Annotated in this window: 17 protein-coding genes; 13 read left to right on the top strand and 4 right to left on the bottom strand. The window is 61.0% G+C overall.

Annotated elements, in window-relative coordinates:
* The first annotated feature begins 65 nt into the window (after positions 1-65).
* The 7 genes from pyk to copM all read left to right on the top strand — a co-directional run bounded on the left by pyk (position 66) and on the right by copM (position 6439).
* Positions 66-1499 (top strand): pyruvate kinase, encoded by a 1434-nt coding sequence (gene pyk / locus J2X15_RS12135; RefSeq protein WP_310343163.1) that lies wholly within the window; start codon positions 66-68, stop codon positions 1497-1499.
* Positions 1500-1650: 151 nt separating this feature from the next.
* Positions 1651-2715, top strand: a complete 1065-nt coding sequence (gene fba / locus J2X15_RS12130; RefSeq protein WP_310343162.1) for a class II fructose-bisphosphate aldolase — start codon at positions 1651-1653, stop codon at positions 2713-2715.
* 80 nt (positions 2716-2795) lie between these two features.
* A complete protein-coding gene (locus tag J2X15_RS12125) occupies positions 2796-3701 on the top strand; it encodes a phosphoribosylaminoimidazolesuccinocarboxamide synthase (RefSeq protein ID WP_310343160.1) in 906 nt (301 codons plus the stop codon).
* An 83-nt stretch (positions 3702-3784) separates the two neighbouring features.
* Positions 3785-4993, top strand: coding sequence for a cytochrome P450 (locus tag J2X15_RS12120; protein ID WP_310343159.1), 1209 nt, complete (start codon positions 3785-3787; stop codon positions 4991-4993).
* A gap of 59 nt (positions 4994-5052) precedes the next feature.
* Positions 5053-5634 carry a DJ-1/PfpI family protein gene (locus tag J2X15_RS12115; protein ID WP_310343158.1) on the top strand — a complete coding sequence of 194 codons (582 nt, stop codon included), beginning with the start codon at positions 5053-5055 and terminating at the stop codon, positions 5632-5634.
* A 53-nt stretch (positions 5635-5687) separates the two neighbouring features.
* Positions 5688-6065 (top strand): ribbon-helix-helix domain-containing protein, encoded by a 378-nt coding sequence (locus J2X15_RS12110; protein WP_310343157.1) that lies wholly within the window; start codon positions 5688-5690, stop codon positions 6063-6065.
* A 92-nt stretch (positions 6066-6157) separates the two neighbouring features.
* On the top strand, positions 6158-6439 hold the full coding sequence (gene copM / locus J2X15_RS12105) for a CopM family metallochaperone (protein ID WP_310343156.1): 282 nt from the start codon (positions 6158-6160) through the stop codon (positions 6437-6439).
* A 5-nt stretch (positions 6440-6444) separates the two neighbouring features.
* Here copM and J2X15_RS12100 read toward each other — a convergent pair whose 3' ends face one another.
* The gene (locus J2X15_RS12100; protein WP_310343154.1) at positions 6445-8574 is read right to left on the bottom strand and encodes a substrate-binding domain-containing protein; all 2130 of its coding nucleotides are present in this window, start codon (positions 8572-8574) and stop codon (positions 6445-6447) included.
* Between the two features lie 106 nt (positions 8575-8680).
* Complete coding sequence (gene trxA, locus J2X15_RS12095) at positions 8681-9637, bottom strand: thioredoxin (protein WP_310343152.1); 957 nt, start codon at positions 9635-9637, stop codon at positions 8681-8683.
* A 102-nt stretch (positions 9638-9739) separates the two neighbouring features.
* Here trxA and purE point away from each other — a divergent pair, with 102 nt between their 5' ends.
* Genes purE through J2X15_RS12075 form a run of 4 tightly spaced genes read left to right on the top strand, consistent with a single transcriptional unit; the run spans position 9740 to position 13096 of the window.
* Positions 9740-10243 (top strand): 5-(carboxyamino)imidazole ribonucleotide mutase, encoded by a 504-nt coding sequence (gene purE, locus J2X15_RS12090; RefSeq protein ID WP_310343150.1) that lies wholly within the window; start codon positions 9740-9742, stop codon positions 10241-10243.
* Positions 10243-11445: a 5-(carboxyamino)imidazole ribonucleotide synthase gene (locus tag J2X15_RS12085; RefSeq protein WP_310343597.1), complete on the top strand. Its 1203-nt coding sequence runs from the start codon at positions 10243-10245 to the stop codon at positions 11443-11445. Before purE ends, J2X15_RS12085 begins: the two co-directional genes overlap by 1 nt.
* Before the next feature lie 12 nt (positions 11446-11457).
* Positions 11458-12522, top strand: coding sequence for an L-threonylcarbamoyladenylate synthase (locus tag J2X15_RS12080; RefSeq protein WP_310343148.1), 1065 nt, complete (start codon positions 11458-11460; stop codon positions 12520-12522).
* Positions 12523-12568: 46 nt separating this feature from the next.
* Entirely contained in the window at positions 12569-13096 is a 528-nt protein-coding gene (locus J2X15_RS12075) for a Crp/Fnr family transcriptional regulator (RefSeq protein WP_310343146.1), read from the top strand.
* Positions 13097-13106: 10 nt separating this feature from the next.
* On the opposite strand, the gene J2X15_RS12070 is transcribed toward J2X15_RS12075, so the two are convergent.
* Both J2X15_RS12070 and J2X15_RS12065 read right to left on the bottom strand, forming a co-directional pair.
* Positions 13107-13415 carry a hypothetical protein gene (locus tag J2X15_RS12070; RefSeq protein ID WP_310343143.1) on the bottom strand — a complete coding sequence of 103 codons (309 nt, stop codon included), beginning with the start codon at positions 13413-13415 and terminating at the stop codon, positions 13107-13109.
* 82 nt (positions 13416-13497) lie between these two features.
* The gene (locus tag J2X15_RS12065) at positions 13498-15588 is read right to left on the bottom strand and encodes a hypothetical protein (protein ID WP_310343141.1); all 2091 of its coding nucleotides are present in this window, start codon (positions 15586-15588) and stop codon (positions 13498-13500) included.
* A gap of 278 nt (positions 15589-15866) precedes the next feature.
* On the opposite strand from J2X15_RS12065, the gene tssB reads away from it, so the two are divergent.
* Both tssB and tssC read left to right on the top strand, forming a co-directional pair.
* Positions 15867-16388, top strand: a complete 522-nt coding sequence (tssB, locus tag J2X15_RS12060) for a type VI secretion system contractile sheath small subunit (RefSeq protein ID WP_310343140.1) — start codon at positions 15867-15869, stop codon at positions 16386-16388.
* Between the two features lie 55 nt (positions 16389-16443).
* On the top strand, positions 16444-17934 hold the full coding sequence (gene tssC / locus J2X15_RS12055) for a type VI secretion system contractile sheath large subunit (protein ID WP_310343137.1): 1491 nt from the start codon (positions 16444-16446) through the stop codon (positions 17932-17934).
* The last annotated feature ends 11 nt before the right edge of the window (positions 17935-17945 follow it).

Genomic DNA, 17945 nt, shown 5'->3' with positions numbered 1-17945 from the left:
CTGCCATGTAACCAAGGTACAAACAAGCATGTGAAAATAGGTAACTCACCCTAGGAGACAGTTTCATGCCCAGTCGCGCTACCAAAATCGTTGCCACCCTCGGACCCGCCTCCAGCGATCCCGCATTGCTGGAGCAAATGATCCGTGCCGGCGTCAACGTGGTGCGCTTGAACTTCAGCCACGGCAAGGCCCAAGACCACATCGACCGCGCGCGCCTAGTGCGCGAGGCCGCGCAGCGCGCTGGCCGCGAAGTGGCCATCATGGCCGACCTGCAGGGCCCCAAGATCCGCGTGGGCAAGTTCGCCGAAGGCAAGGTGTTCCTGGAGCCCGGTCAAAAATTCATTCTGGATGCGGCCCGTGTGGAGCTGGGCGACATCAACGCCGTGGGTCTGGACTACAAGGCCTTGCCTTCTGAAGTGAGTGCTGGCGATGTGCTCTTGCTCAATGACGGCTTGATCGTGATCACCGTGGACGCGGTGAAGGGCGAGCAGGTGCACACCACCGTCAAGCTGGGTGGCGAGCTGTCCAACAACAAGGGCATCAACAAGCAGGGTGGCGGCCTCACCGCCCCCGCGTTGACCGGCAAGGACATGGAAGACATCCGCACTGCGATGAGCTTCCAGGCGGACTATGTGGCCGTGAGCTTCCCCAAGAACGCCACCGACATGGAGATGGCGCGCCAGCTCTGCAATGTGGCCGCAGCCGAGTACAACCACAAGCCCGGCCTGATCGCCAAGATCGAACGTGCGGAAGCCATCCCCAAGTTGCTGGAAATCCTGTTGGCGTCGGACGGCATCATGGTGGCCCGCGGTGACCTGGCCGTGGAAGTTGGTAACGCGGCGGTACCCGCACTGCAAAAGCACATGATCAAGCTGGCCCGTGAGCACGACAAGGTCGTCATCACCGCCACGCAGATGATGGAATCCATGATCACCAACCCCGTGCCCACGCGCGCCGAGGTGAGCGACGTGGCCAATGCCGTGCTGGACGGTACCGACGCTGTGATGCTGTCCGCCGAGACCGCCGCCGGCAAGTACCCGCTGGAAACCGTGATCGAAATGGCCAAGATCTGCCTGGCCGCCGAAGGCAGCGAGCATGTGAAGCTGGATGCCGATTTCACCGGCAAGACCTTCACCCGCATCGACCAGTCCATCGCCATGGGCGCGCTGTTCACAGCCCACCACCTGGGTGCCAAAGCGATCGTGGCCATGACCGACAGCGGCAGCACTGCGCTGTGGATGAGCCGCCACCTGATCCATGTGCCCATCTACGCGCTGACCCCCAAGGTCACCACCCAGCGCAAGATGACGCTGTACCGCAATGTGCGCCCGCTCTTGATGGGTTCCAGCGCCGACCGCGATACCGCGCTGCTGGAAGCCGAAAAGCACCTGAAGACCCGTGGCATTGTGCAAAAGGGCGAGATCTACGCCATCACCTGCGGTGAGCCCATGGGCGCACCGGGTGGTACCAATATGCTGAAGATCTGCGCGGTGAACTAGACCCATTCAACGTTTTCTCAAGGGACCTGCGGGTCCCTTTTTTACGTCCAGACTCGGGTTAACCCTCGGGAGTTAGAATCCAGCAACGGTACAAGTTACCAAGCGGTTACCAAATCTGCCGCTGCGAGTTTTCAACTTCCTGGGGACATCCATGGCACTCGTTTCGATGCGCGAGCTTCTCGACCACGCGGCAACGCACAACTACGCGATTCCGGCGTTCAACGTCAACAACCTGGAGCAAGTCCAGGCCATCATGGAGGCCGCCAAGGAAACCGGCGCCCCCGTGATCATGCAGGCCAGCGCTGGCGCCCGCAAATACGCGGGCGAGCATTTTCTCCGGCATCTGATCCAGGCCGCGGTGGAAAGCTACCCGACGATTCCCGTGGTCATGCACCAGGACCATGGCCAAAGCCCCGCCGTGTGCCAGGGCGCCATTGACCTGGGCTTCAGCTCCGTGATGATGGATGGATCGCTGGAAGCCGATGGCAAAACCATCGCCAGCTACGAATACAACGTCGAAGTCACCCGCAAGGTGGTGGACATGGCCCACAAGTTGGGCGTGACAGTGGAAGGCGAACTCGGCTGCCTGGGATCGCTGGAAACCATGAAGGGCGACAAGGAAGACGGTCACGGCACCGACGCCACCATGACCCGCGAGCAGTTGCTGACCGACCCCGAAGAAGCCGCTGATTTTGTCAAGCGCACGCAACTGGATGCGCTGGCGATTGCCATTGGCACCAGCCATGGCGCCTACAAGTTCACGCGCCAGCCCACGGGCGACATCCTGGCGATTGAGCGCATCAAGGAAATCCACCGTCGCATCCCTAACACCCACCTGGTCATGCACGGCTCCAGCGCCGTGCCGCAAGACCTGCTGGCCGCTATCAACCAGTATGGCGGCAAGATGCCCCAGACCTGGGGTGTGCCTGTGGAAGAGGTGCAACGCGCCATTCCGTTTGGCGTGCGCAAGGTCAATATCGACACCGACATCCGCATGGCCATGACCGCTGCGGTGCGCAAGTTCCTGGTCGAAAACCCAGAAAAGTTTGACGCCCGCGAATGGCTCAAACCCGCCCGTGAAGCCGCCAAGCAGTTATGCAAACAGCGCTACATGGAGTTCGGCTGCGAAGGCCAGGCCGCCAGTATTAAGGGCCACAGCCTCCAGGTTGTGGCGGGGCAGTACGCGCGTGGAGAGTTGGCGCAAGTCGTCCAGTAACCCGTCGTTCCCGTAACTTGCGATAATCGAGGGCTCTGCCTCCCGGCGTGGGGGCAGAGCCCTTTTACTTGTTGGATGCCATGACCTCTGCCTTGCACACCTCTGCCCTGTCCCTTCCCCTGCTTGCCCGTGGCAAGGTGCGTGACAACTACGCCGTGGGCGACGACCGCATCCTCATGGTCGCCAGCGACCGCCTCTCCGCGTTTGACGTGATCATGGGGGAGCCGATTCCCGGCAAGGGCGCGCTGCTCACGCAGATGGCGCTGTTCTGGTTCGAGAAGCTGGGCCCCAACGGCGCCAACATCTGCCCCAACCACTTGACTGGCGATGCGCCCGAAAGCGTGGTGCTGCCGTCCGAAGTGGCCCAGGTCACCGGCCGCTCCATGCTGGTCAAACGTCTCAAGCCTTTGCCGGTGGAAGCAGTGGTGCGCGGCTACCTGGCCGGCAGCGGCTGGAAGGAATACCAGGAAAACGGCGCCGTGTGTGGCGTGAAGCTGCCCGCAGGCCTGAAGAACGCCAGCAAGCTGCCCGAACCCATTTACACCCCCGCTGCCAAGGCTGCGGTGGGCGACCACGACGAGAACATTACCTTCGAGAAGACCGTAGAAATGATTGGTTTGGACCTGGCCACGCAAATCCGTGACCTCAGCATCCAGATTTACAAGGCCGCGGCAGAAATCGCGCTGACCAAGGGCATCATCATTGCCGACACCAAGTTCGAGTTTGGCCTGGACAAAGACGGCACGCTGACGCTGATGGACGAGGTACTGACCCCTGATTCCAGCCGCTTCTGGCCACAAGAGAGCTACCAGGAAGGCACCAACCCGCCCAGCTACGACAAACAGTTTGTGCGTGACTGGCTGGAGCAGGCGCTGGTGGACGGTAAGCCCTGGAGCAAGACGCCCCCGGCCCCCCGTGTGCCCAACGAGGTGATTGCCAAGACCGCCGCCAAATACCAGGAAGCGCTGACCCGTCTGACGGCCTGAGCGGAAGCCCCTCCAGGCCGTATGCGTCGCACGCCCTTGGCAGCCCAGCGCCCCGCTTCAGGCTGGCGCTGCCTGTTCCTGTGATGCCGATGCTTCTTTGGGGGGATGCCTCCTTTCTGGCCAACCCCTACCCGGCCTACCAGGCCTTGCGCGAAGCAGGCCCGATCCACTGGAGCACCGAATTTTTTGGCGGAGCTTGGCTGCTCACCCGCCATGCGGATGTGGAGCAGGTGCTGCGCGACCCACGCTTCTCGGCCCAGCGCACCGGCGGCTGGGTCACCGGCCGCGAGCAGGCGCGTGGCGAACTGGCTGGCTTTCAGCAGCTGTTTGCGCGCGCCATGCTGTTTCTGGATGCACCCGACCACGGCCGCATCCGCAAGGTGCTGAACGCGGGCTTCAAACCCGCGGTGCTGCAGGCCCTGGCGCCTTTTATCGAAGACACGGTGGTCGAGCTGCTGGATGCGGTGCAGGGGGCGCCATCGTTTGACGTGATGTTGGCCCTGGCCCGGCCTCTGCCCACTCGCGTCATTGGCCACATGATGGGCATTGAGGATGCGGCCAACGCCGACTTCGCGGTTTGGTCCGACGACCTGGCCAGCTTCATTGGTGCCCCACTGCCCACCCATGCCCAAGCGCGTCGCGCCCAGGCCAGCCTGCTGGCCATGGGCCGCTATTTTGAAGACCTTCTGGCACGTCGCCGCGCGCAGCCCGGCGATGATTTGGTGAGCCGCCTATTGCAGGCCGAAGCGGCCGGCGAGATTCATAACCATGCAGAACTGCTGGCCCAGTGCGCCATGCTGCTGTTCGCGGGCCACGAGACCACGCGCAACCTGCTGGGCAATGGCCTGCAGGCCCTGCTAAGCCACCCGGACCAGTGGCAGCGGCTGCAGCAGGAGCCCGCACTGCTGCCAGGTGCCGTGCGTGAGCTGCTGCGCTTTGATAGCCCGGTGCAGTACACGGGCCGCCGCGTCACCACCACGCTGGTGCTGCACGGCCAGACCCTGCGCCGCGGCGACCTGGTGGTGCCGCTCATCGGTGCGGCCAATCGCGACCCAGCGCGCCACCCGCAGCCAGACCGGCTGGACATTGTCGGGCGCGATGGCGGTTCGGTGTCGTTTGGCTCGGGCCCCCATGTGTGCATAGGCGCCATGCTCACCCGCATGGAGACCGAAATCGCCTTTCGCCAACTGCTGCAGCGCTTGCCCGGCCTGCGCCTAGCTGACGCGCAGCCCCAGTGGGCCGCCAACCCAGCCTACCGCGGCCTGAACCATTTGCATGTAGTAACCGGCTAACACCCACCACCGCGCGGCGGCGCCAACAATGGCCTCCCCAACACAATGAGGAGACTGACATGGCGGGCAAGAAAATTTTGATGATTTGCGGTGACTACTGCGAAGACTACGAAACCATGGTGCCGTTCCAGGCGCTGCTGGCCGTGGGCCACACCGTGCATGCGGTGTGCCCCGACAAAAAGGCAGGCGACCACATCAAGACGGCCATTCACGACTTTGAGGGCGCGCAGACCTATAGCGAGAAGCCCGGCCATAACTTCACGCTGAACGCCAGTTTTGCCGATGTGAAGCCGGAGGCCTACGACGCGCTGGTGATCCCCGGTGGCCGCGGCCCCGAGTACCTGCGCACCTATCCTGCGGTGGTGGCTGCCGTGAAGCATTTTTTCGACGCCAACAAACCTGTGGCCGCGGTGTGCCACGGTGCCCAATTGCTGGCGGGGGCTGGTGTGCTGCAGGGCCGCACCTGCTCGGCCTACCCGGCTTGCCGGGTGGAGGTGGAGATGGCGGGCGGCACCTATGCTGACATTGCCATCGACGCGGCCCACACCGACGGCAACCTGGTATCGGCGCCGGCCTGGCCGGCACACCCTGCCTGGATCGCACAGTTCCTGGCGCTACTGGGTACGCGTATCTCCCATTGACGGTCTGGGGGTTGGCCCGCACCATGCAGATCAGCCTCTTGAGGAGACAGCCCATGTGCCAAGTGTTCATCAGTGCCGACCCCACGCTTTATGAGAGCCGCACCCGCTCGGTGCGGCTGCACGGCGTGGCCACCAGTATCAAACTTGAGAACCTGTTCTGGCAGGTGCTGGACGAGATCGCCACGCGCGACGGCATGAGTGTGCCGCAGCTCTGCACCAAGCTGTATGACGAACTGGTGGAGGAGCGTGGCGAGGTGGACAACTTCGCGTCCTTCTTGCGCGTGTGTTGCGGCCGTTACATGGCGCTGCAGCTCAGCGGCGGCATTCCGCAGGACGTGGACATTCCCATCCGCAGCCTGAACGCTGAGCGCGTGCTGGCCACTGAGCGTTATCCCGCTGCCAGCGGGGCGCCGCACCGCCAGGCCGCCTGACAGATTCTTGACCCAGCGCAAACGCGGGCAGGAACCTTGGCCGTCCAATGCGGTCTATCCCACAGGCCGCAGACCCGCACGCTGGTCACACCATGGCAGCCAGTGGCGACACGTCGCCTTCCAGCGTAGCCTATGAAGCGGCCAATACCAAGATGCACAAGGACATGTCGGTGGCCCTGACGGGTGACGCAGACCGCGACTTTTGGGCTGGAATGATTCCTCACCACCAGGGTGCCATCGACATGGCCGAGGTGGTACTGCAGTACGGCAAAGACCCCAAGGTGAAGCAACTGGCCCGCAACATCATTCGCGCGCAAAAGCAGGAGATTGCGATGATGACCGCGTGGTTGAAGGCGAAAGAGGCTGCCAAGTAGTCCTGCTACTCCAGAGGAACGGCGGGCGCACGCAGCGGCAGGGTAATGTCGAAGTGGGCCCCTTGGCCCACCTGGCTGCGGACTTCGATTTTCCCACCCAGGGTGTGTTCGACCAGGCTGTGGGTGATGCTCAAGCCCAGGCCGGATCCACCCCGGCCAAAGCGGGTAGAGAAAAATGGATCGAACACGCGTTGGATGTTCTCGGGGGCGATGCCCACGCCGTCGTCTTCCACCGCCAGCCGAACCCAACCCGGTGACTGCATGTGGGCTTGAATGCGGATGTGCCCCTGCACCCGTCCGTCCAGCCCGTGGATCACCGCGTTGTTGATCAAGTTCATGAGCACCTGCTCCAGCGCCCCAGGGTGGCTGTGCAACTCTATGTCGTCGGGGATGGTGCGTTCCAGCGTCACCGCGGTCTTTTTCAGGGTGGGGGAGAGCAGCAGCAGCGTTTCCTCCACCACCGACGCCAGCAAAAAATTGCGCGGTTGAGAGCTCGACTGGTCGATTGCCACCTGCTTGAAGCTCGAAATCAAATGTGCTGTGCGCACCAGGTTGCGCTCGACCAGGTCTGAGCCGTTGCCAATGGCATCGAGAAAGTGCTGCAGGTCCGTGCGCGTGATGCCCTTGCTGACTTGTTCTGCAAAGGCAAGGCATTGATCTTTCAGGGTCGTGGCGGCCAGCATGGCATTGCCGATGGGGGTATTGAGCTCATGCGCCACACCTGCCACCAGCGCGCCCAGTGCGGCCATCTTTTCCGAATTCACCAGCATGCGCTGGTTCTCCAGCAAGGCCTGGTTGGCACGCTCCAGATCGGTGGTGTGTTGCTCCAGCATGGCCTCTGCACGGGTGCGTTCCGTAATGTCATCGGCTACGCAGAGAATGTAGGCGGGCTGGTGCTGCTCGTCGTAAATCGGAATTTTCCGGGTGTGCAGGTACCGGATCCCGAAGCCAGGCACCTCGGTTCTTTCGACAGGTATCTCCAGTGGAATGCCGGATTCCATCACCGCACGGTCTTCCAGCCAATACCGTTTGGCGTCTTCTTCGCCAAACAGGTCAAACACCGTTTTGGCCAGGTGTTGGTCGCGTGGGACGCCTAGCCAGGCCTCGCGGGCCTTGTTCACACGGATGTACCGGTAGTCCTTGGCCTCCTTCACGTAGAGCATGGTGGGGATGTTGTCCACCAGCGTCTCCAAAAACGCGTTGCTTTGCTTTTGCTCCTGGTTGCGGGTGACCAGATCCTGGGTGATGCTGGGAAAGATGCTGAGTGCGCGCAGCGCCGCATCGCCCAAGTTTTCGGGCAGGATGATTTCCGTGTCCAGCACCACCTGGTGGTTCTGCGGTCTAATGCCTTGGACCATCTGCAGCGCAGCCTGGATGGCTGTCTCGGCCATGCGGCCCAGCGGCTGGTGAACCGAGGCATGCATGCGGCCTTGGGCGATGGCCACCAGCCCTTCGGGCATGGCGTCGAAGCCCGTGACCAGCACCTTGTGGACCAGGCCCGCTTGGATCAGCACCTCGTTGACGCCCAGTGAAGCCTCGTCGCTGGTGGTCAGGATGGCGACGAGGTCGGGGTGCTGGGCCAAGGCCTCGCGCGCCAGGGCCATGCCCTGGGTGCGCAGGTCGGTTTCCGAACTCCAGTCCAGCGCGCCATCAAACACCAGACCAATGTTCGGGTACTTCTTCAGCGCGCTCAGAAAGCCTTGGGTGCGCAGGCGCCCGGCTTCCATGCGCTGGTCGCCCTGCAGGTAAGCAATCTTGCCTTTGCCCTCCAAATGCCTGCACACATAGTCCGCCATGGCGAACTGGCCCGCAAAGTTGTCGGCGCTGATGGTTAAAAAAGGGTCTTCTCCGCCCGGGGAACCGTCCACGGCAATCACATGCATGCCCTGCTTGCGTGCCTCCTGCAAAACCGCAATCAGGTCAGGTTGCTCGGTGGCAACGGGTCGCACGATGAGGACCTGGATGCCCTCCTGCAGCAGCTGTCGGATTTCTGCGATCTGACCCTGCAGAGAGCGAACAGGCCGGTTCAGCAGCTCAATGCCCAGCGGCTTGCTGCAGATCTGCAGGTGGTAATGGAAATACGTCCAGCACAGGGCATTGAGGTGCACAAAGCCGATACGGACAGGTGGTTGCATCGAAGGAGAGCAAGGGGATGCTGTGGTGTGCGAAATGCCTGATGAACCGTACTGCAAATCTGCCCCTTTCGCAACAGGGTGCCCCCGGGGGGACACCATCTCGGGCTTAGTTCAGCGCCATGCTGAGCTTGCGCCGGTAGGTGGCTACCAACTGGGCCTGCGGGTCGGTCTCTGCCACCACTTTGCCCACCACCTCAATGCCACCGGCGGTCTTGCCCGCATCGGCCGGGTTGGCCTTGGGTTTAGGCGGGGTCAGCAGCTCCAGGATGGCCACAAAGGTCTTGCGCGGCACAGCATCGCCCCAGGCCTTGTCACGCATGATGATTTCCAGCAGTTCGTCCATGGCGCCAGTCCAGTCGCCCGCCACCATGAGCACGCGGGCCTTGGCCAGGCGGGTGTCGAAGTCACGCTTGTTGGTGGCAATCAGGGCGTCAAACTGGTCGGGCGTCCACAGGCCACGGTCGTCGGTGACCACGAACTTGATGGCATCCAGAAACTGGCCCAGCGCTTCAAAGCGCAGCTGGCGCGGAATCTCGGTGAGCTTGGGCGCCAACGCGGCCTCGGCATCTTCCAGCAGGTCGTTTTCGATCAGCAGCTTCACATAGTCGTAGCGCGCGTCGTCATTGCCGGGGTTGATGGTCAGCGCCTCCAGCAGCTTGTTCAACGCGGCTTGCGGATCACCGGCAGCCGCCAGGGCCTGGGCGTCTTCGGCGTCGGCCTCGGCTTCCAGCGCTGCCTCAGTCGGCACATGTTTGTCCAGAAACTCCTTGATCTTGCTCTCGGGAATGGCGCCCATGAAACCGTCGGCCGGCTTGCCGTTGACCATGAGTACGCAGGTGGGAATGCTGCGGATGCCAAAGGCCTGGGCCAGTTGCTGTTCCTGGTCCGAATCAATTTTGACCAGTTTGAAGCGGCCAGCGTACTCTTCTTCCACTTTTTCGAGCAGCGGGCCAATGACCTTGCAGGGACCGCACCAGGGTGCCCAGAAGTCCACCAGAACGGGGATCTGGTGGGAGGCCGCGACGACTTCGGCCTCAAAGTTTTCGATGGTGACGTTGATCATTTGGGGTAGCTCGGGGTGAAAAAGTAAAATTCAATTCTGGCCAAGTGCGCAAACCCTGCGCCGCCAGCCCACCTGGCGCTCTGCAAAGCGCATTTCTGCACTATGAAAACCATTCAAATCGGCGTCGTCATGGGTTCCAGCTCCGACTGGGACACCATGCAGCACGCAGTCGATATTCTCCAGCAGTTTGGCATTGGCTTTGAAGCCAAGGTGGTTTCTGCCCACCGCATGCCCGACGACATGTTCGCCTACGCCGAACTGGCTGCCGAGCGCGGCCTGCAGGCGATCATCGCCGGTGCCGGTGGTGCCGCCCACCTGCCGGGCATGCTGGCGGCCAAAACCACGGTGCCCGTGCTGGGCGTGCCGGTGCAAAGCAAGGCGTTGTCGGGTGTGGATTCGCTGCACAGCATTGTGCAAATGCCCAAAGGCATCCCCGTGGCCACCTTTGCCATTGGCCCTGCCGGTGCGGCCAACGCGGCGCTGTTTGCCGTGGCCATGCTGGCGGTGAACAACGTCGACATGCGCATGGAGCTGGAGGCTTTCCGCCGTGACCAGACCCAAAAGGCGCAGAGCATGACCCTGCCGATTACGGGCAGCGAGCAATGATGGAGAAGTCCGACATCTTGGCATTGGGCGGGCCCAAAGAGGTGACGCTGGGCGTCATGGGCGGCGGCCAACTGGGCCGCATGTTTGCCCACGCCGCGCAGCAAATGGGTTTTTTCACCGCGGTGCTGGACCCGGATGCCAACAGCCCGGCGGGCCGCATCAGCCACCACCACATTCAGACGGAGTACACCGACCCCGCGGGTCTGGCCCGGCTGGCCGAAGTGTCGGCCGCCATCACCACTGAATTCGAGAACGTTCCGGCCCAGGCACTGCAGCAACTGGCGCACACCCGCCCCGTCGCCCCCAGTGGCGCAGCCGTGGCCATTGCCCAGGACCGTGCGGCCGAGAAGGCGCACTTTGTGAAGTGCGGCGTGCCTTGCGCGCCCTATGCGGTGATTGAAACGGCGCAGCAATTGGCGGCCGTGGATGCGAACCTGCTCCCTGGCATCCTCAAGACCGCCCGCATGGGCTACGACGGCAAGGGCCAGGTGCGCGTGAAGACGCCGGCCGAGCTGGCCGCCGCCTGGGCGGATCTGGGCGGCGTGTCCTGCGTGCTGGAGAAGATGCTGCCGCTGGCCCTGGAGTGCTCGGTCATCGTGGCGCGTGCGTCCGACGGCAGCTGCGTGAACCTGCCGGTGCAGCGCAATTTGCACCGCGACGGCATTCTGGTGGTGACTGAGGTGTATGAAGGAAATCTGCCTCCAGCCCTCGTGGAACGTGCGGTGGCTGCTGCAAAATCGATAGCAAAAGGCGTGCAGTACGTCGGCGTGTTGTGCGTGGAATTCTTTGTGCTGGACGAGTCGCACCCCGCATCTGCCGGCTTGGGTGGCCTGGTGGTGAACGAGATGGCGCCGCGCCCGCACAACAGCGGCCACTACAGCATGGACGCCTGTGATGTCTCGCAGTTCGACCTGCAGGTGCGCACGTTGGCGGGCCTGCCGCTGGTGCAGCCGCGCCAGCACAGCCCGGCCATCATGCTGAACCTGCTGGGCGATATCTGGCCGAATGAAGGGCGTGATGGGGGAGTGCCGGACTGGGCCGCCGTGCTAGCCCTGCCCGGCACCCACTTGCACCTGTACGGCAAGCTGGACGCCAAAAAGGGCCGCAAGATGGGCCACCTGAACATCACCGGTGCCACGGTGGCACAGGTGCGTGCCACGGCGCTGGAGGCGGCGCGCATTCTCGGCATCGCCGCGTTCTGAGCCACCAGCGCCATGATTGTTTCGGCCTACCTGTTCGCTGACGGCGTGGAGCTTGCTCCTGATTCCATAGCTGCTGGCGCAGAGGTTGTGCGGGCTGGCGGCTTAATGGGCATGCCAACCGAGACGGTGTATGGCTTGGGCGCCGATGCGTCCAACCCCGTCGCCGTCGGCAAAATCTTTGCCGCCAAGGGCCGGCCGGCTGACCACCCGCTGATCGTGCATGTGGCCGCGTTTGACGGTGGCATGGGCGGCGTGGCGCACTACTGCACCAAGGTGCCGGCCTTTGCGCAGCAACTCATGTCGGCCTTCTGGCCCGGCCCGCTGACGCTGATCCTGCCGCGCCGCGATGGCGTCGGCGAGGCTGCCGCGGGCGGGCAAAACAGCATCGGCCTGCGCTGCCCGGCGCACCCGGTGGCGCAAGCGCTGCTGGCGGCGCTGCGCAAGCCAGCAGAGGGTGAAACAGAAGTCTGGGGCATTGCCGCACCCAGTGCCAACAAGTTTGGCCGCGTGAGCCCCACCACGGCCGAGCATGTGCACGCCGAGTTTGGTGACGATTTGCTGATCCTGGACGGCGGCCCCTGCGAGGTGGGTATCGAATCCACCATCATTGACTGCACGCGCGGTGCACCGGTGTTGTTGCGCCCGGGTTCCATCACTGCGGCGCAGGTGGAGGCCGCGTGCGGCCGCCAGTTGCTATCAAAAGAGGAGCTGGACGCACAGAGTCAACCTGGGCCACGGGCCTCTGGGACACTGGAGTCGCACTACGCCCCCAGTGCCACCGTGCGGTTGATGGATGCCAAAGCGCTGCAGGCCGCGCTGGACCTGCTGGCCAGCGCCCAGGCGCCTGATGCCCGTCCCACCATCGCGCTGTACCACCGCAGCCCGCTCAAGGTGCGCTCGCCCTTGGTCAGCACGCACCGCATGCCCAACCACGCTCAACCCGCGGCGCATGAGCTGTTCGCAAAGCTGCGAGAAATGGACGCCCAGGGCGTCAAACTGATCTGGGTGGAGACGCCGCCGGAGAGCCCTGAATGGGACGGCGTGCGCGACCGACTTACACGCGCAGCAGCGCATTGAGGTCCTCCTGCAACAGTCAGCACGCCGCTTCAGCTTGCCACGGCGCATGATTTACGTCACATTGCGCGTATCCATGAAATCGACACTGAAATCTTTGTTCAAGACCGATAGCCCCGACGTTACAGAGTTGCTGAAGGCCATTCAAGCGAATCCCGCAGATGATTCGATGGCGCGGTTCATGCCAGAGCCTGCCTGGCAGGTGTTGGCTGGGTATCTGGATGTGGAAAGTATCCAGCGCGGCCATATCCTGACCGCCATGGGCGCCCTGGATCGCACCGTGTATTTTCTGGAGTCCGGCACCCTACGCATTCACTACAGTAAAGATCCGGGACAGGTGGTGGTTGCCACCCTTCGTGCTGGCAGTGTGGTGGGAGAGGGCGCATTCTTTTCCCAGTTGGAGCGCAACGCCACGGTTCAGGCCATGACCCTATGCCGGGTATGGAGTCTGACCCCCGCGCGCTTTGAGGATCTGCGCAAACAGAATGTTGATGTCGCGCTGTCCCTGGTGATGGCTTTGGGGGCCGCAGTGGCTTCCCGCATGCTGGATGTGACCAAACGGGCTGTTGTCACCTGAGTCGTCGCGGTTATTCGGTTGGTGGTGGGCCGGTGGGAAGGGTGGCGCTTTGGCCCAACGCCTCATCGGTCAATAACTCCGCCACCAACCCAACCCACCAGTCACGACGTTTTTGGGCTGCTTGGATGGCATGGTCATCCATCTCGGAAAACAGGGTTTTGATGCTCAAACCCTCACACACTTCCAGAAAATCGGTCGAGGCCTGTGCCAATTGTTCTGGGCGCATGCGCCGCAGTACGGACAGCAACATGGCAGAGTCAATGGCGACGGTCATGCGCAGGCTGGTGAGATCCGTCCGAAGTTGGGAGACCGTGTCCATGGCAATACCTTGTGAAATCTCAGGGGCCCTGCATCATCGATGCGCAGGTTTGCATATGCATACCTGTACCCGCAAGTGTGGCTCAAGAGTCGCCATACTGCGCTTCCCACACGCGCCGTCGCAAGTCCTTCGACTTCAGGGTGCTGATAAATCCATCTCTGTAGAGTTCCAACGCATCGCCTTCTATGGACCGCGCAGGCGTCTGCTCCCACCCGGAAGGAATGCGTATATTGCTCAAGTCCTGGGCCAATCCGGCATCCAGTGCGCTTAGTTCGGTGAACCAGCCCTTGAGGGCATCCGACGCTGGTCCATAGCAATACTTATTGCCTCGGCAGCTATGGGCATGGTTGGTGCTCGCCACAAACTTCTTGACGGCTTCCTCGGCCAATCCGGTGTAGTTCTCTGCAGTCATGGACATTTCGTTGGCGATTGCGACGAACTCTTCAAAGAACTGTCCTGTACGGTTGCTGTACTTGGCGGTCACACATTTCATGTGCATCAGGAAAGCCCCGTATAGCTTGTCGGGGAAGCTGGCTTGCTCCAGGGTCTCGTGCGCTTGCTCCCACTCCTCCAGATTGGCGATGTAATCGTCGATCTCCTTTTTGGCAAAGGTCCGCAATGTGCCAATACGTTCGCCCACAGATTGCTGACGCATGCCTGTGAGGCCTAGCGTTTTGCCGGTTGCCAACTTATGTTCGTTCCAGGCTGCATTGGCTACTTCCAGCGCGACTTTGACCACCGCCGTGGCAATCATCATCCCGTGCTGTGCCGTAAAACCTTTGGAAAACGTGAGGGGGTCCAGCAGACTTTTTGCCGTGTCCTGATTGCCCTGCGCATTCGTCTGGTTGGCAGCCTTGGCAAGATCTTCGGCATCGGCGCCCGCATACTTGATTTGCCATGCCTCTGACTGGGTTCCATTCAAAAAGCTGGTGAGATAAGCGCTACCAACGGTAATGCCTACCCCCTTTATCGTTGATCCCGCAGTAACCGCGGCATCGCCCCACGAGCTTGGAACGTCAGGAATAGCAACGACGGCGGCCAGATATTCCTTGGACATATCTCTTGTGATCTCATAGCCAGCTTGCAGATAGGCCCTTTTCTGCTCGGCAATGTATTTCACAACGACGTCATTTTTGACTTTCTCGAATTTGTCCTTGTTGGTGCGCCGCAGAAGTTCCAGCGCCATATCCGTCTGCAGGCCGACGGGCCACGCGTCCTTGATGTAGTCCGGGATCATTTGATAGATCCATTCCGCGTAGTCCTTGGTATGCCCTAGGCGTCGTCCTGCGTAGTGTTGAATGCCTTCATTCTTGATGGCGGTGTTAAAAGCGTCGTAGATTGCCTTGCAGTTAACCTGATTGTTCGCCGTATGGTTTCTCTGGATGAGCTGCCAGGCTCCCTTAAGCAGTTTTCGTTCATCCGCTTCATACTGGCTTGTGACCAGCGCGGTATACATGATGAATTCGTCCACCATGGCGGCTGTTTCGCGCAGGGTCTCAAAGCGGTTGTCGACGAGCTTCATGGTTTCCCACAGCTCCACCGCATCGTTGCAATGCAGCAGGCGGACGTGGCCAGTTTCAGGCCCCTGACTTTTTGCCCGCGTGGGGCCGAAGGTTCCTTGCGTCCAAGCGCTGTCAACTTTGGGGGAATTGATGAATTTCTTGAGCCGCAAGAAGTCGACATCCAGATTGGCCAGGGCGTTGTAGACATCGGTCAGCCCCTGTTTGGACAACATGTTCTTGACGTCGCCAACGACCTCGGAATACCCTTCATTGAGTTTTTTGGACTCAAAGGGGTCTGGGGTCCCGTCGCTCTTGCTGCCCTGGATGGTTTCGGTCGTCATCAGGGTCAGTCCGGCTTTCTTCTTCTTTTCGTACTTGCCTTTGGATCGGCTCCTGGACCATCGGTCCCAGGCCGTGCTGAGCCCTAGACCGACCACACTGCCGGCCAGAGCCACCGCCGCCGCAATCGGTCCACCCAGCACTGCGATGGTGGCGGTCAGTATGAATGTGGTGGCATTCATCGCCATGAATCGCTTTTGTGTGTCGAGGTAGCGCCCAATGCGCCTGGCTGTGTCGTGCCGTCCAATCGTGATGGATTGGCCTGCTTTTACCTTTTCTTCCACACCATGTGTAAGTGTTGTGAAGCGTATTTCGTCTGCTGGGGTTGGCATTCCGCCCTCCAAGTGCGTCAGCGGGGCACTTTAGCATTGGATATACGCGAGTGGAATAGAAAATCGACGGAGTATTGAGCGCTTTTGCGATCGAATTTGCAGCATTCGGCCTTGTTACAGATGCTGCATGATGTTTTAATAGTTACTATTAGTTGCATAGCAAGGAAGAGTGGTGTACAAAGCCTCTCCTCGGATGCTGCGTTTTTGCGCTTCATTTTGTTGTGGTGACGATTGCGGTCCCTTGTGACTACGTTTTTTAACCTTTTTGAGGGGAATCTATGTCTGATAGTTTGCAAAATTGGGTGGGTCGCAACCGTCCACCACGGGTCCAAATCACCTATGACGTTGAAATTGGCGACGCGGTAGAAAAGAAAGAGCTGCCCATGGTGGTGGGCTTGCTGGCCGACCTGTCTGGTCAGCCAGCCATTGCCCTGCCCAAGATGAAGGACCGCCGATTTGTCGAAATCGACCGTGACAACTTCAACGGCATCATGGCCAAAATCGCACCCCGGCTGGACCTCTCCGTTCCCGATGCGATGAAGGGTGAAGGCAATATCAAGGTCGAACTCAATTTCAAAGAGTACGACGATTTCCACCCGGAAGCCATTGTTCGCCAGGTTCCCCGTCTGGCTAAATTGCTGGAAGCACGCCAGCAATTGCGCGACTTGCTGGCCAAACTCGACGGCAACGATGAGCTCGACAGCCTCCTTGAAAACATCGTCCAAAGCACGGAAGAGCTCAAAACGATCCAGTCCCAGGCCAATGCCGATGCACCAGCGTCGGACGCCTCTTCGTCTTAACAGCTTTTAGGTTCGTGCAAGCGCACGTGCTTCAACATTTGGAACGGTGATTGACATGGCAACTACACAAGAAACGGGTGGCGCAGGCGCCGCCGGCACCACCAGCGAACTGGGTCTTCTGGACCGCATCGTGGTGGAGGGCAATATGGCGGTGGAGCCTTCCCAAAACCCCTACGCAAAGAAATTGATCGGCCAGTTTGCCTCGCAGATTCTGGACGAAGGCATGAAAACCAGCCCGGACAAGGGCGTGGTCGCAATGATCAACGAGCGGATTGCAGAGATCGACACGCTGCTGTCTGACCAGCTCAATGCCATCATGCATGACAGCGCATTCCAGAAATTGGAAGCCTCGTGGCGCGGTCTGCACGACATGGTGTTTGGCACCGAAACCAGTACGCGCCTGAAGCTGCGCCTGCTGAACGTGACCAAGAAAGAATTGCTCAAGGATCTGGAGTCCGCGGTGGACCACGACATGAGCGTGCTCTTCAAGAAGGTGTACGAGGAAGAATATGGCACCTTTGGCGGCCATCCTTACTCGCTGCTGATCGGTGACTACCAATTCGGCCGCCATCCCCAGGACTTGGCGTTGCTGGAGCGCATCTCCAAAGTGGCTGCAGCGGCCCATGCGCCCTTCATTGCAGCCGCAGCCCCCGCCTTGTTCGACATGAAGTCGTTCACCGAACTGGGTGTTCCGCGCGACCTCTCCAAGATTTTCGAAAGTGCAGAGCTGGCCACGTGGCGTGGCTTCCGCGACTCGGAAGATTCTCGTTATGTTTCCCTGGTGCTGCCAAGCTACGCCGCGCGCTTGCCTTATGGCGCCAAGACCATCCCGGTGGACAACTTCAATTTTGAAGAAGACGTGGATGGCAAAGACCACTCCAAGTACCTGTGGGCCAACTCGGCGTACCAGTTGGGTTTGCGCATTACCGATGCCTATGCCCAGTACGGATGGTCTACCGCCATCCGTGGTGTGGAGGGTGGGGGCAAAGTCGAGGGCATGACTGCCCATGCCTTCAAGACCGACGAAGGCGATGTGGTGCTGAAGTGCCCGACCGAAGTGCTGATTACCGATCGCCGCGAAAAGGAACTCAACGATCTAGGCTTCATTGCCATCGTCAACTCCAAAGGCTCCAACTTTGCAGCGTTCTTTGGTGGCCAAACCGTCAACAAGCCCAAGCTGTATGACAAGGACGCTGCGAATTCCAATTCCCAGTTGTCGGCCCGTCTGCCCTATGTGCTGGCGGCCTCCCGCTTTGCGCACTACCTCAAAGTCATCATGCGTGACAAGGTCGGCAGCTTCCAGACACGTGGGGAGGTAGAGATCTACCTGAACAACTGGATCTCGGCGTATGTATTGATCAACGAGGGGGCGCCGCAGGCCATGAAGGCACGCTTCCCGCTCAATCAAGCGCGCATCGATGTATCGGAAGTGCCCGGCAAGCCAGGCGCCTTCCGTGCCGTAGTGTTCCTGCGTCCGCATTTCCAGATGGAAGAGTTGACTGCCTCCATCCGTCTGGTGGCGGATCTGCCAGCACCTGCGGTCTGAAGCCTTTTTGA

The sequence above is a fragment of the Rhodoferax saidenbachensis genome (genome assembly GCF_031457975.1).
Classification (GTDB): Bacteria; Pseudomonadota; Gammaproteobacteria; order Burkholderiales; family Burkholderiaceae_C; genus Allorhodoferax; species Allorhodoferax saidenbachensis_A.
Note: the sequence above shows the minus strand (reverse complement) of the source record. Positions and strands in the feature narration are given on the sequence as shown.

Bases quoted from the DNA above. Each gene is read 5' to 3' on its own strand.
- tssC (WP_310343137.1), top strand. From the start codon at position 16,444: ATGGCAACTACACAAGAAACGGGTGGCGCAGGCGCCGCCGGCACCACC.
- purE (WP_310343150.1), top strand. From the start codon at position 9,740: ATGAAAACCATTCAAATCGGCGTCGTCATGGGTTCCAGCTCCGACTGG.
- J2X15_RS12125 (WP_310343160.1), top strand. From the start codon at position 2,796: ATGACCTCTGCCTTGCACACCTCTGCCCTGTCCCTTCCCCTGCTTGCC.
- J2X15_RS12075 (WP_310343146.1), top strand. From the start codon at position 12,569: ATGATTTACGTCACATTGCGCGTATCCATGAAATCGACACTGAAATCT.
- J2X15_RS12085 (WP_310343597.1), top strand. From the start codon at position 10,243: ATGGAGAAGTCCGACATCTTGGCATTGGGCGGGCCCAAAGAGGTGACG.
- J2X15_RS12110 (WP_310343157.1), top strand. From the start codon at position 5,688: ATGTGCCAAGTGTTCATCAGTGCCGACCCCACGCTTTATGAGAGCCGC.
- trxA (WP_310343152.1), bottom strand. From the start codon at position 9,637: ATGATCAACGTCACCATCGAAAACTTTGAGGCCGAAGTCGTCGCGGCC.
- J2X15_RS12065 (WP_310343141.1), bottom strand. From the start codon at position 15,588: ATGCCAACCCCAGCAGACGAAATACGCTTCACAACACTTACACATGGT.
- J2X15_RS12120 (WP_310343159.1), top strand. From the start codon at position 3,785: ATGCCGATGCTTCTTTGGGGGGATGCCTCCTTTCTGGCCAACCCCTAC.
- J2X15_RS12115 (WP_310343158.1), top strand. From the start codon at position 5,053: ATGGCGGGCAAGAAAATTTTGATGATTTGCGGTGACTACTGCGAAGAC.
- pyk (WP_310343163.1), top strand. From the start codon at position 66: ATGCCCAGTCGCGCTACCAAAATCGTTGCCACCCTCGGACCCGCCTCC.
- J2X15_RS12100 (WP_310343154.1), bottom strand. From the start codon at position 8,574: ATGCAACCACCTGTCCGTATCGGCTTTGTGCACCTCAATGCCCTGTGC.
- J2X15_RS12070 (WP_310343143.1), bottom strand. From the start codon at position 13,415: ATGGACACGGTCTCCCAACTTCGGACGGATCTCACCAGCCTGCGCATG.
- tssB (WP_310343140.1), top strand. From the start codon at position 15,867: ATGTCTGATAGTTTGCAAAATTGGGTGGGTCGCAACCGTCCACCACGG.
- copM (WP_310343156.1), top strand. From the start codon at position 6,158: ATGGCAGCCAGTGGCGACACGTCGCCTTCCAGCGTAGCCTATGAAGCG.
- fba (WP_310343162.1), top strand. From the start codon at position 1,651: ATGGCACTCGTTTCGATGCGCGAGCTTCTCGACCACGCGGCAACGCAC.
- J2X15_RS12080 (WP_310343148.1), top strand. From the start codon at position 11,458: ATGATTGTTTCGGCCTACCTGTTCGCTGACGGCGTGGAGCTTGCTCCT.